Source organism: Klebsiella sp. FDAARGOS_511 (assembly GCF_003812845.1).
GTDB lineage: Bacteria > Pseudomonadota > Gammaproteobacteria > Enterobacterales > Enterobacteriaceae > Klebsiella > Klebsiella grimontii.
Genome location: NZ_CP033823.1, coordinates 150,887 through 163,404 on the forward strand (window position 1 = coordinate 150,887; position 12,518 = coordinate 163,404).

Annotated in this window: 13 protein-coding genes and 1 pseudogene; 7 read left to right on the forward strand and 7 right to left on the reverse strand. The window is 45.0% G+C overall.

The window, feature by feature from the left end; translation table 11 throughout:
* Positions 1-3: 3 nt before the first annotated feature.
* The 3 genes from EGY08_RS00815 to EGY08_RS00825 all read right to left on the reverse strand — a co-directional run bounded on the left by EGY08_RS00815 (position 4) and on the right by EGY08_RS00825 (position 2,510).
* Positions 4-750 carry a putative bifunctional diguanylate cyclase/phosphodiesterase gene (locus EGY08_RS00815; RefSeq protein WP_123828068.1) on the reverse strand — a complete coding sequence of 249 codons (747 nt, stop codon included), beginning with the start codon at positions 748-750 and terminating at the stop codon, positions 4-6.
* Between the two features lie 108 nt (positions 751-858).
* Positions 859-1,556 (reverse strand): IS1 family transposase gene (locus EGY08_RS00820; RefSeq protein ID WP_223330887.1). Its coding sequence is split into 2 segments (ribosomal slippage): positions 859-1,307 and positions 1,307-1,556, totalling 699 coding nucleotides; the frame shifts between segments, so codons are not numbered across the junction.
* 696 nt (positions 1,557-2,252) lie between these two features.
* On the reverse strand, positions 2,253-2,510 hold the full coding sequence (locus EGY08_RS00825; protein WP_023292103.1) for a hypothetical protein: 258 nt from the start codon (positions 2,508-2,510) through the stop codon (positions 2,253-2,255).
* A 478-nt stretch (positions 2,511-2,988) separates the two neighbouring features.
* Here EGY08_RS00825 and EGY08_RS30940 point away from each other — a divergent pair.
* Positions 2,989-3,666, forward strand: a pseudogene (locus EGY08_RS30940) (CSS-motif domain-containing protein); the annotation flags it as partial.
* 66 nt (positions 3,667-3,732) lie between these two features.
* A complete protein-coding gene (locus EGY08_RS30945; RefSeq protein WP_032693954.1) occupies positions 3,733-4,569 on the forward strand; it encodes an EAL domain-containing protein in 837 nt (278 codons plus the stop codon).
* 617 nt (positions 4,570-5,186) lie between these two features.
* Here EGY08_RS30945 and EGY08_RS00835 read toward each other — a convergent pair.
* Together EGY08_RS00835 and EGY08_RS00845 are read right to left on the reverse strand one after the other, a co-directional pair.
* Entirely contained in the window at positions 5,187-5,618 is a 432-nt protein-coding gene (locus EGY08_RS00835; RefSeq protein ID WP_174805835.1) for a hypothetical protein, read from the reverse strand.
* A 539-nt stretch (positions 5,619-6,157) separates the two neighbouring features.
* Entirely contained in the window at positions 6,158-6,580 is a 423-nt protein-coding gene (locus tag EGY08_RS00845; RefSeq protein ID WP_160887026.1) for a hypothetical protein, read from the reverse strand.
* Here EGY08_RS00845 and vapB point away from each other — a divergent pair.
* The 5 genes from vapB (at position 6,537) to EGY08_RS00870 (ending at position 11,276) form a co-directional block, all read left to right on the forward strand.
* Entirely contained in the window at positions 6,537-6,767 is a 231-nt protein-coding gene (gene vapB, locus EGY08_RS00850; RefSeq protein ID WP_001261282.1) for a type II toxin-antitoxin system VapB family antitoxin, read from the forward strand. The genes EGY08_RS00845 and vapB overlap by 44 nt on opposite strands.
* Complete coding sequence (locus EGY08_RS00855) at positions 6,764-7,180, forward strand: type II toxin-antitoxin system VapC family toxin (RefSeq protein WP_016236302.1); 417 nt, start codon at positions 6,764-6,766, stop codon at positions 7,178-7,180. Before vapB ends, EGY08_RS00855 begins: the two co-directional genes overlap by 4 nt.
* A gap of 73 nt (positions 7,181-7,253) precedes the next feature.
* Entirely contained in the window at positions 7,254-8,816 is a 1,563-nt protein-coding gene (locus EGY08_RS00860; protein ID WP_004206609.1) for an ATP-dependent nuclease, read from the forward strand.
* Entirely contained in the window at positions 8,801-9,823 is a 1,023-nt protein-coding gene (locus EGY08_RS00865) for a helicase UvrD (protein ID WP_000361404.1), read from the forward strand. The genes EGY08_RS00860 and EGY08_RS00865 overlap by 16 nt, the downstream gene beginning before the upstream one ends.
* A 544-nt stretch (positions 9,824-10,367) precedes the next feature.
* Positions 10,368-11,276 (forward strand): HNH endonuclease, encoded by a 909-nt coding sequence (locus EGY08_RS00870; protein WP_032451458.1) that lies wholly within the window; start codon positions 10,368-10,370, stop codon positions 11,274-11,276.
* Between the two features lie 185 nt (positions 11,277-11,461).
* Here the strand turns inward: EGY08_RS00870 and EGY08_RS00875 are convergent, their stop codons facing one another.
* Complete coding sequence (locus EGY08_RS00875; protein WP_004187110.1) at positions 11,462-11,812, reverse strand: DUF305 domain-containing protein; 351 nt, start codon at positions 11,810-11,812, stop codon at positions 11,462-11,464.
* Positions 11,813-11,959: 147 nt separating this feature from the next.
* Positions 11,960-12,391 carry a silver-binding protein SilE gene (gene silE / locus EGY08_RS00880; protein ID WP_009309902.1) on the reverse strand — a complete coding sequence of 144 codons (432 nt, stop codon included), beginning with the start codon at positions 12,389-12,391 and terminating at the stop codon, positions 11,960-11,962.
* Between the last annotated feature and the right edge of the window lie 127 nt (positions 12,392-12,518).

Consider the following 12,518-nt stretch of genomic DNA (forward strand, 5'->3'; position numbering starts at 1 on the left):
GCCCTATTTTTTTTGGCCCCTCAAAAAATCAATCAGTTGATCACCTGACAAAGGCTTCGAATAATAATAACCTTGAAATTCATCGCAATTCATATTTTTAAGCAATTCAAACTGTTCATTATTTTCCACACCTTCTGCTACTATACCTAAACTGAAAGCTTTTCCAAGAGACACTATGCTTCTTACAATAGATAAGTCCCGTGCATCGTAAGCAATACCACTAATGAAAGTTCTGTCTAACTTAATCGCATCAAATGGAAATTCTCTAAGATAGTTGAGAGAGGAATATCCAGTCCCAAAATCATCAATGTGAATTTTATATCCTTTTTCTTTAAGTTTAATCAGGTTGTTTAAAGCTAAAGTTGGATTAGTTATCATTTCGCTCTCAGTAATTTCAAAAATTATTCTGCAAGGATTGACTTCATATAGTTCAGCCATTTTGTCTATATGATTAAGAAGGGTACTATTTTCAAAATCCTTACCAGATAAATTAATCGAGAAAGAAATGCTATTCACCTGTTGTGAGAAACTGAAGACCGTTGTGATAACCATTGCAGTTATAGAATGTATTAAATCTACTTTCTCAGCAAAAGGAATAAAATTGTCTGGTGGTATGAAACCATAATTTGGATGATACCATCGTATTAATGCTTCTGCGCCGGCTACATCAGAATTAATAAAACTATATTTAGGTTGATAATAAACAACAAATTGGTTTTCGCGAATTGCTTCAGTTAGCAGACCAAGCATAATAATTCTCTCTTTGTGTTCTTTATATAAGCTTTCGCTACCAAATATTACATTTTCTTTATCTATTCTGTAAGTTTGAGAGAAGGCAATTTGGGTAATGACTCCAACTTACTGATAGTGTTTTATGTTCAGATAATGCCCGATGACCTTGTCATGCAGCTCCACCGATTTTGAGAACGACAGTGACTTCCGTCCCAGCCTTGCCAGATGTTGTCTCAGATTCAGGTTATGTCGCTCAATGCGCTGAGTGTAACGCTTGCTGATAACGTGCAGCTTTCCCTTCAGGCGGGATTCATACAGCGGCCAGCCATCCGTCATCCATACCACGACCTCAAAGGCCGACAGCAGGCTCAGAAGTCGCTCCAGTGTGGCCAGAGTGCGTTCACCGAAGACGTGCGCCACAACCGTCCTCCGTATCCTGTCATACGCGTAAAACAGCCAGCGCTGACGTGATTTAGCACCGACGTAGCCCCACTGTTCGTCCATTTCAGCGCAGACAATCACATCACTGCCCGGTTGTATGCGCGAGGTTACCGACTGCGGCCTGAGTTTTTTAAGTGACGTAAAACCGTGTTGAGGCCAACGCCCATAATGCGTGCACTGGCGCGACATCCGACGCCATACATGGCCATATCAATGATTTTCTGGTGCGTACCGGGCTGAGAGGCGGTGTAAGTGAACTGTAGTTGCCATGTTTTACGGCAATGAGAGCAGAGATAGCGCTGATGTCCGGCAGTGCTTTTGCCGTTACGCACCACGCCTTCAGTAGCGGAGCAGGAAGGACATCTGATGGAAATGGAAGCCACGCAAGCACCTTAAAATCACCATCATACACTAAATCAGTAAGTTGGCAGCATTACCATCTTCACTAAACAAAGTTACTGTCAATACTATAAAATATCATATAAAAGAAATAAAGAAAAAGATGAAACTGGCTAGCATATATGAGTTGTATCAATTCGCGCATATGTTAAAATCCCTCACGGACTCGACCTAATATCCCTTTTTAATTGTTAACACAGGTATTTTTATGTTATTCTATGTTGTTTTATCTATTTCGCTGGTTTTATTATATGGGATGATAATAAAATATAAAGTGAAATCAAGGAAATCACAGGGCACTGTAAAAAAGCCTATGGCAATCAGGAATAATAGAAATCTAATGTAGATTCAAAGAGAATAGCTTTCGGGTATAAATGTAGTTATTCCGTCTTCAGTAAGTTAATGATAAATACTTTACCTCATGTTATACAGGACGAGTTGTTCTCACTTTTATCTAATGTGTCTTTATATCTAAAACTGAAGTCATTGATTCCAGACAGGGCGCGATGACGGTAGTTATCCCGTCTTGTCATTGCACAAGAATACTGAAAATCTACGGCCAATCCGACTGACCAGAATAATCAGAATTATTATTGCACAACAAATTTTCTTTTCCTCACTTCACTGATTCTGACGTGCGTTTAGTAAAAACTGAGAAGATCTGCCAAATAATATATGATCTAATGTAGTTCTATATTATTTTTCCCGGAAATTAGCTGCAATAGATATATTCTGTCTTTCTCAATGAGAGCTGGAAATGTATCGCCAGTAGCTGCCAGCAGAGACCATACTTCCAGGATGGCATAGGCCTTGGTATATTCAAGTGCGAAACCTAACCCTTCCAGAGAACCTGCTCTGCGAATATGTTCACATATTGCATTTTCACATACTCGTGTCAAGGCTTCATAGCTGAGCGAAAAATCATATTTTTTATCCATCTTAAGCTATCTCCACCCAAATGCAGATATCTGGTTACACATTGTAATGCGAAACATTATCAACAATAACCCGATTATAACATAATCTTTCGTTTTGTAATGCCGGCACCACACAACATTTTACTCTGTTTTTTTTAAAAAAAAGAGTACCTTTGTTTTGGTGCACACATTAGGGGGCGATCGCCCAGCAAAAAATCAATATTCGTTCTATAATAGCGAGTAAAAAACCGCATTACATGCATTGCTTAAAAGTTGCGCAATAAATCTGGAGCCTTCACAAGGCTATTAATCACGCATGAATTCTCTCTGTAAATCATAACCAGTATCTATCCGAACCATGTCACATTATTTGATTCATACCCGTGATGAGTAAGGCAAGAATAGGTATACTGGAATAGTATGTTCAGTGCCAGCTTATCGGTCAGTGAAGTTGGCGAAAATATAGCTTTATATCTTTTCAATTTGAGGGGAGATCTGCATGGTTAGTCGTAAGCTGGAACGTTTGATTAGCCCTGGAAAGTGGATACATAATCTATCAGCCCTCTCTTTATCGATTCTTTCAACTGGTATATTTTTTTTTGTATTATCTGAGAGCGTAGCTTACCTGATTTTTCGGGATAAAATTAAAGACTATACTTCCGATGTGCTTGTTCGCTCTGAATCGCTCCTAGTTCAGACTGAATCTGTCAAGACTGCTGCAAAGTCACATGTGAATATAGGCGACAGTCCATGTACTAATGAAAATATCCTACATCTTCGGGTTGTAGTATGGCCCTATCCGTTGATTAAAGATGTTGGCTACATCATAAAAGGAGAATTAGCCTGTAGTGCTCTGTGGGGGAGTTTACGTCCCACCTTAAGTCTGGAACATTTTGATAAAAAATGGCCTTCGCGGGAAGGAGTGTGGCTTTTTGGTATTAAGCTTATGGATGATATATCCGTCAATGGATATATTTCTGAAGGTATTATGGTGACCCTATCACCATTTGTCTTCAGACGATTCGAAACTGATATGTATTCAAAAAACTTTAGCGCTGTTGTCGGAAATAGTAAGCATGACAGGCATTACTTCAATATAGGACCTGATGCTCCTCTTCTTGATCGGCATGATAGCGTTCCACTAAGGTTTAGAGTGTTTAGGGCATGTAGCCTACATTATGATCTCTGTGTTGCAGGAGGTGGGTATTTTACGGGGATATTTTCAGAGCACTGGAGCATACAAATGTTATTAGTAACAGTGTCACTACTTTCCGGTTTAATGATTTATATTCTCATTATGAACAGAGCAGAACTCAATAGTTCACTATCTGCAAGGTTTGTAAAGGCTTTGAAAAATGAAGCCCTGTCGCTGGTCTATCAACCTATTTACAGAATTGAAGACGGACAGATCTGCGGATTTGAGGCCTTGCTCAGATGGAAAGATGAAAGACTCGGGAATATTAGCCCTGAAGTATTTATACCGCTTTCTGAAAGGGAAGGGTTGCAGGAGGATGTGACTTTATTCGTCATTAACCATGCTATCCGAGAATTTATCCATACTGCTATTCAGAATGAAATATTTTTGAGCGTTAACATTAATCCAAGCGATCTTGACTCAGAAAAATTCAGGGATAAACTACTAGGATTAATTTCTGAATATAACATCCCATATAAAACAATCCTTCTTGAAATTACGGAGCGTCAAGGAGGGGATTTTGAAGGTATGAAAATTCACATTGATAAATATAAAAATCATGGTGTCAGGTTTGCCATCGATGACTTTGGGACAGGATATTCTAATCTTAATCTGGTAGCTGCGCTTGATGTAGATGAAATAAAAATAGACAAATCGCTAACTAGTGCTATTGGTACTGAATCTTTACGATATGATCTTCTTCCCGGACTGCATGAGATGTTCCGCTCCATTGCAGATAAGATTGTGTTTGAGGGTGTAGAGACTCAGGAGCAGGTGAACTATCTGAAGACGTTCTGGCCACAGAGTTATGCTCAGGGCTGGTATTACTCCAGAGCGCTTCCGCTGGAAGAAGCGAGAAAACTTACCATCCGGGAATTGAACTGACGGCACTTTCAGCGCAAACACTCAGCAATTGCTTGCCGATCAGCTGGTAGAAATTGAAGGGCAGTGTAATCACCTGCTGCTGGCGCAGGGGAAAGCGTTACTGAAAAGTCGTTCTGAACTGCTTAAATAACAGAGAAACCAGGATGTGATTTGATGCAAAAACACGGAACACCGAATGTAATATTTACTGAGATGAGCGAGCTTTGTCTCATAGTACAGAGGAGTCGGGGCTGCCAGTATCCGGTAGACAGCATTATTCGTCTGCAACATAACTCTGCTGGTTGCTGCGGATAACTACTCAGCGCCTTCCAGAGATGGCATTGATGAAAGTAGTAGAAAAAAACCTGGAATCTTTGAAGATGTGTCCCTACCTCAGGGGGCTGGAGTGCCATCTGGCCCTAATTCAGCACAGTGCTGCAGATATGTGTTATGTACAAGTAGACACTGTCTTGAAAATCAGAAGTCGTTGAGGGTTGAATGCAATTCCAATATTTGCTTCAGCAGATAACGAGGACCGCTATCTATTGCATCTAGTGAATAGGAAGCCGTTTCCATTTTTCTCTAAAGCAACTGGTGTTGACATCCTGAATTCCTTCAAAGCTCCGCGTGTCGTCATTTCACCGGGCATAACGCAAATCCGTTACTAGCCTGTGCGCATTGTGAAGCTTTTTAACGACTTCCTTGATGAGTCGAAAATTAGAAGATCGATGGCTGTCATTAACTTCAGGGAGAAGTTTCTTTGCCAGCAGCCATAAGGTATTCAGGTTATGGTTATCTTTTTTGTACTGGTCTGTATCCGGCACCTCTGATAGTACCAAAGCCAGTCCGACAATTTGTTTGATAAGGAGTTCGATGTGATGCCTGTAGAGAAACAACACCGGATAAACCAGAAAATTCTGAACCCGTCCAGACACATCAATGTCACCAGCCCGCCGGTAACCTTCGGTGTACGCTGTGCCGTGATCCGACATGTAATTTAAACATGCATTATTGTGCCAGTCGCTGTCGCTTGTCAGTAACACCGGTTCTGACGCTTTTTTCTTTTTCATAGGTTTTCTGTACCGATGATCTGTTGAGAAATCCCGCCTACAATTGAGTTACTTAATGCCTATTTCAGATGTCAGGGATCAGTATCCTTGTGAACGAAAATGTGACGCTAGATCTCGATCCAGAAGCAGAGCGTCTTGAAACCCAGTAAGTATTTTATCTGCGGGAATACAGCGTGGTGTGAAACTTGAATACACCCATATACCTCTGAACGGATCGAGAGTCCCTAAAATGCGGCCGCTTTGACTGTAAATGGCTAATTTATGTTTATAAGTGGAACCTGTATATCCACGAGGTAATTGATTCAATTTTACCCATAACCATTTATGACCACATAGGTGTGTCAGATAATCCCAAGCCTGAATAATTGAGGTGTGCAATTAACTATCCTCTATATTAATAATCCCGCCATGCCCCCCCTCCTGACGCATCCTTCCTGTTTGCGTTGACGCAAAGAGTTATAGTAACTCATCTTACAATAATTAGAAATACAGTCACGCCACTAAATTACCGGACTGCCGTTTCGTCCGGATCCGACTTTTCACGTTTGGATAAGTTTCCGGAAGTGTACCATGGTCAGGGAATAAGCAAAGCGCCCTTTTATGGTGGTGAGCAGGCAGTCACGGGGCAGGGGAGAGACACAACATATAGCGTCATTTTCAACTGAGAATACTGCTACATCTTGTGTTGCCGTGCCGCTGCGCGCCAGGGTGGCTCCGGCAGATCCGGAACTACCTTTTTTCGGATCTGACCGGGAAAAGAGAGAATACAACATAGGTTCAACATATCCATATGCCGGGCATCTGCATAGGTGTGGCATACGCATATACTTACCATCTGCATATGCTATGGCTATACATATGCTTTGCATCTGCATATACTGAACATAGTCATACAGGCCGGTCGGCCAGGAGGAAATGATGAGAACTGTATCCATTTTTAAAAACGGCAATAACCGCGCCATTCGTCTGCCCCGCGATCTGGATTTTGAAGGAGTGAGCGAGCTGGAGATCGTCCGGGAAGGGGACAGCATTATTTTGCGTCCCGTCCGGCCGACCTGGGGCTCGTTCGCGCAGTTCGAGAAGGCAGACCCGGACTTTATGGCGGAGCGCGAGGACGTTGTCAGCGACGAAGGACGATTTAACCTGTGAACAAGACCTATATGCTCGACACCTGTATCTGCTCGTTCATCATGCGCGAGCAGCCGGAAGCCGTCCTGAAGCGCCTGGAGCTGGCGGTGCTGCGCGGCCAGCGCATCGTTGTCTCGGCCATCACTTATTCTGAAATGCGCTTCGGGGCCACCGGCCCGAAGGCCTCCCCGCGCCACGTCGAGCTGGTCGACGCGTTCTGCGCCCGCCTCGATGCCATCCTGCCCTGGGATCGCGCTGCGGTGGACGCCACCACGGAGATTAAGGTGGCGCTGCGAATGGCCGGGACGCCGATCGGCCCGAACGACACGGCCATTGCCGGGCACGCCATCGCCGCCGGTGCCGTGCTGGTGACGAATAATACGCGGGAATTTGAGCGGGTACCGGGTCTTGTGCTGGAAGACTGGGTAAGATAACGCTGTAAAACAAAACAGGCGGTCTGGCGCAGCCGGACACTCTTTCAGTCAGCGGTATATAAAGGAATAAAAGATGCCTCTGATCACGCGGCTTATGCTGCAAAACTTTAAAAAGTTTCCGGAACTGGACCTGCGCTTCACTCATGACCGTAACATTCTGGTCGGGGACAATGAGTCCGGGAAAAGCACGATTCTGCTGGCCCTTGACCTTGTGCTGAGTGACAGCCGGCACCGGGTCGAGGCATTGGGTGTGGAATCGCTCCTGTCCCAGTCAGCAGTAAGGCAGTTTCAGGAAGGTGAGCGCCGCGCCGATCAGTTACCCGTGCTGACAGCTGACGTTTTCCTGAGTAATGGGGGAGATCCTGACCTGAACGGCAGGCAAAATCTGGCGGGTATCAATGCGGATGGTCTCAGAATGCGTATTGCACCAATGACGGAGGAATACGGCCAGGATATTCACAATGTACTACAGCAGGATCCCGATAATTTTCCCTATGAATACTATTCCGTGCGGTTCAGCACCTTCTCCGGTGGTCATTTCGCCAGCTTCAGACGCTATCTGCGCCATCTGCTCTTAGACAGTGCACGCATCGATAACGAGCACGCCGCACAGGAATATACGCGCACAGTTTACAGCGTCAATGTGCCGGTGGCCGATCGGTACCGGCTTGAAAACAGTTACCGGCAACAGAAAATGCACTTCTGCACCCGGCATCTGTCAGCCATAAACGACACGCTGGAAACGTATCAGTTTGGCGTGCGTTCCGGTGCTAAATCAGGGCTTGAGGCGAATCTGGACATTACCGAGGACGGTATTTCCATTCGTCACCGTGGAAAAGGAAGGCAGTGCTTCATCAAAACGGAGTTTGCGCTGCAGCGGCATCAGCAGCAGGGAGAGCTCCACGTACTGTTGCTTGAGGAGCCGGAAAATCATCTCAGCCATGTCAGTATGAAGAGGCTGGTTAATCAGCTTGCCACTGAACGGCAGACGCAGGTGTTTATTGCCACACACAGCAGCCATATCTCCTCCCGCCTCGATCTGCGTAAGGCAATCCTCCTCGGGTCTGCCCGGCCGGTACTGATGAATGAACTTTCCGCTGAAACTGCCGCCTTCTTCATGAAAGCACCGGATAATAACGTACTGGAATTTGCGCTGGCCAGACGTGTGCTGCTCGTGGAGGGGGATGCTGAGTTTATTCTGATCGAGGCCTTTTATCGCCGCCTGTATGGCAGGGCACCGGAGGAAGACGGAGTTCACATCATCGCTATCGGCGGAACGAGTTTCCGTCGTTATCTTGAACTGGCCCGTCTTCTGGAAAATCGCGTCGCGGCCCTTCGTGATAATGACGGCAACTATCAGCAAAACTGCGATGAACGCTATGCTGACGTGATTTGTTCCCGCTCCCGGGTATTTGCTGATCGCGATAACACCCGATCCACATTTGAAATCAGCCTGTATCAGGATAACGCTGATCTGTGTGATACGCTTTTCCGCGGACCCCGCCGGACACTCACGGTGCAGGAATACATGCTGGCCAATAAGGCAGAAGCAGCATTCCGGCTGTTACAGCTGCACGCCGGAGAGCTGACCGTACCTGATTATATTCAGGAGGCACTGGCATGGATAAGAGAGTGATATTTGCGGTTGCCGGCTCGGGCAAGACCACGCTGCTGATACGACGGTTGAGTGAGGACAGGAGGACGCTGCTCCTGACCTTCACCGTGAATAATGAAGCGCATCTGCGGGCACAGATTATCAGACGTTTTGGCTTTATCCCGGAAGGGATCAGGGTGATGACCTGGTTTGAGTTTCTGCACGGTTTTTGCTTCCGGCCTTTCCTGCAGGAGCAGCTGGCATCGCGTGGCCTGAGCTTCGACCAGCCCCCACCCAGAATACCGCGCACGAATGCCCGGCATTATCAGGATCCCGCCGGACGGCTGTATCACCGGAGGCTCGCACATTTACTGACAGCCCGGGGGTTGCTGCCGGATATCCGTATCCGGCTTGCCCGTTACTATGATGAACTGCTTGTCGATGAAGTCCAGGACTTTGCCGGACATGACTTTAATTTTCTGCTGGAGCTCTGCCGCGCGGAAATCACTGTGCTCTGTTGCGGCGATTTTTATCAGCATACCTTTGATACAAGCCATGACGGCAACGTTAATTCAACGCTGCACGACGACATCACGCGATATGAGGCCCGCTTCGACGCAGCAGGTTTCGCGGTTGACCGGGACACGCTCAACCGGACATGGCGTTGCTCAGCTTCAGTGTGCGAGTTTATCACCGGGCAACTGAACATCCGTATCGCTGCCCATGGGATACATGCCTCCCTGATTGAAACGATCGCAGATACAGAGCGCTCAGCCACCCTGCACGCCGATAATACGGTGATTAAGCTCTTCTATCGTGAACATCACCGTTACGGCTGCTATTCCATGAACTGGGGCGCCAGTAAAGGGCTCGATCACTTTCAGGATGTCTGCATTGTGATGGGATCCTCCCACTGGAAGCTTCTGACCCGTCAGGAACTGGCAACCCTTCCACCGTCGTCCCGTAACAGGCTGTACGTGGCATGCTCACGGGCGCGCGGCAACATTTATTTTGTTCCCGAAACTCATCTGCGCCGATTCCGAAACTGAGTTACCGACTTCTCAGTCGGGCACAAATCAGTAAAAAGCGAGGGTCATCGACGGGAATACCGGCTGGACAGGTGCGGTTCCGGTTCTCGCTTTCCGGAACCTGGCTAACAATATGTAACATTATCATTAAATACAATTATGCCAGTTATTTTTATTCGCAAAATGATAATAATGTGGCATACACGCCAGTATGAAAACATTGTTAACTTTTTAAGTTCTGAATGGTATGTCGCTTGTGCAGTTAAAAGTGCAGATCATTGAAAGTATTGTACGGTTTTGTTGACCGGAGACTGTTTCATCGTCGCGGATAATGAGCAGAATTATCTGTCCACTATATCTGGGGCAGGCTGAAAACATGGAATGGTTGGTTATGGATGCTGAGATTCTGTCATTTATGAAACAATTTCATTTGTGGTACTGTAAAAATAGTTTTTCTGATTTACCTGAGCTGTGAATATGGCATACTGCAGATGTTACCCGGCCGCACTCATACCGGGTAACGAACTGTGTATTGTGATGATTTTTTTATTACAGGGGGATGATCGTGATCAATAAGATTTGCCAGGTAATTGACGGGGAGTACGTCTGCGACATTGATATCAGTGTGGAAGAATGGAAAGCTCTGTTAATGAATGAAAAGGTTTTTGACTCTAAAAGTATTGAGGCGTTAAAAAAATGGTATGTTGAACCAAATCATTCCTGCACATGTTTCGATATAGGCAAAAAGTACGAACAGCACAGTATGAGTGCTAATGGCGTTATTAACGGGCTCGGTGGTAGAGTTCAAAAAGAGCTTGGCAGATTTGAAGTTAAAGGGATCGGCAATATAGCACCCGGCACAAAATTCATTACAGTCATGAAGAGTAAAGAAACCGGTGAAAAACCAAAAAGATACTTATGGACTATTCGTGATGAACTTGTTCAGGCAATTAAAGAACTGGATTTTTTTGGGTCGGAAGAAATAACCACCAATGAGTATTACTCAGACGATGAGTTGATCAACGCCATGGAGGCGAATAATACATTTGATGTCGCGCAGACATTTGAATATACAGGGGAAGCTAAACCAAAGAAACATGCAACAGAAGTAAAAAATGGCGTCTCGTACCCAAGAAGTAAAGGGGTTTCAAAAAATGCACTGAACAAAGCAGGTTACAGATGTGAAGTCGATGGCGAACACCCAACCTTCAGAAGGCGTAACTCTCCCCTGAATTATACTGAACCTCATCACATTGTACCTATGTCCAGGCAGGATGACTTTAACACTTCGCTTGACGTCGAAGAAAATATAATATCGCTGTGTTGCAATTGCCATAAGCAAATTCACCTCGGACAGGGATATGAAGAAATGCTTGAGAAAATATATAATGAGAGAAAGGAGTTGTTAAAACAGGTAGCTATCGATATATCTCTGGAGGATTTGATTCGCTATTATAAAGGACAGAACAGGTGAATGTTATTCAATAGTAATGCTTTTACCTTACTTACAGAGAATGTCATTATTTCCTGGCAGTTACCGATTTGGCGCGTAAAAATACAAAACCCGAAATTAATCGGGTTTGAATTATTTAACGATTAACAGACTCCTGTGTCCAGGAATGATGTAAAATCACGCTTATCGTGACATTTCTGCAAATTTTACTTTTGAGTATCAAGCCATTTATTCATCTGCTCAATTTCACCTTTTTGAGCTTTAATGATGTCCTGCGCGAGCTTTCTCATTTCGGGATCTTTTCCGTATTTTAGCTCAGTCTCAGCCATTGCTATTGCCCCTTCATGGTGTGCTACCATGCCTTTCGCAAAAGCCTTGTCGGGATCGGATTCATTTACAGCAGTCATCATTTTGTCATGCATGTCTTTCATGCCAGCCATATATTCCTGTGACGAAGCTGAGGTAGACATATCAGTCATTTTCATTTCTGAATGTTCTGCTGAAATCGCTGGCAGGGATAACATTAATACTGCAAATAAAGTGTTTCTGGCTTTCATAAAAAATATCCTTTTAGCGTTGATACCCGTTAACTGTAGCAGAATCTGATAAAAATGCCCCCTGTAGGGGGCAAAGATGTTGCAATATATCCGGTTACGGAAAAATCTATCAAGGAAATCAGGACTGCAAAGATACTACCATCGCCGTCAGCCTGCATTGAGCATACGACGATGCGCTTCGGCCATGGCCTGATGTGGGCCGGACTGACCGTTATTCATAAATTCATGGGCAACTGCAGCTCTTTCATGCTCATTCATTGCCGCAAACGAAGTCGCCGGACGGGAAGCGTTAACGGTGCCAGTTCCCATCATCTTCTGATGACTTTCCGCCATTTTTTTATGTGCATCTGCTGAACCATTGTTCATGGTTTCATGAACAATAATAGCCTGTTCATGCTGATCCATACCGGCCATCCGTGGAGCTGCCCCCTGGATGGCGGCTGGAGTTGAAGAAGACTGCATCTGATGGGCCGGAGCCTGAGCATTATTGACACGCTCATGGATATTTACAGTTTCAGTGGCCCAGGCCGTAGAAATTAAGCTCAAACCTAACACTGATGCTAAGACGATATTTTTCATGGTAACTCTCCATTTCTGAATTAGTGATGTCCGTGAATTTCGATCTGTGTCCTCAGTAGTACAACTGACAACTCTACAGACCTTATTCCGCCGGGATGAGGCTTTAATACAACTCCTGGCTTGTGCT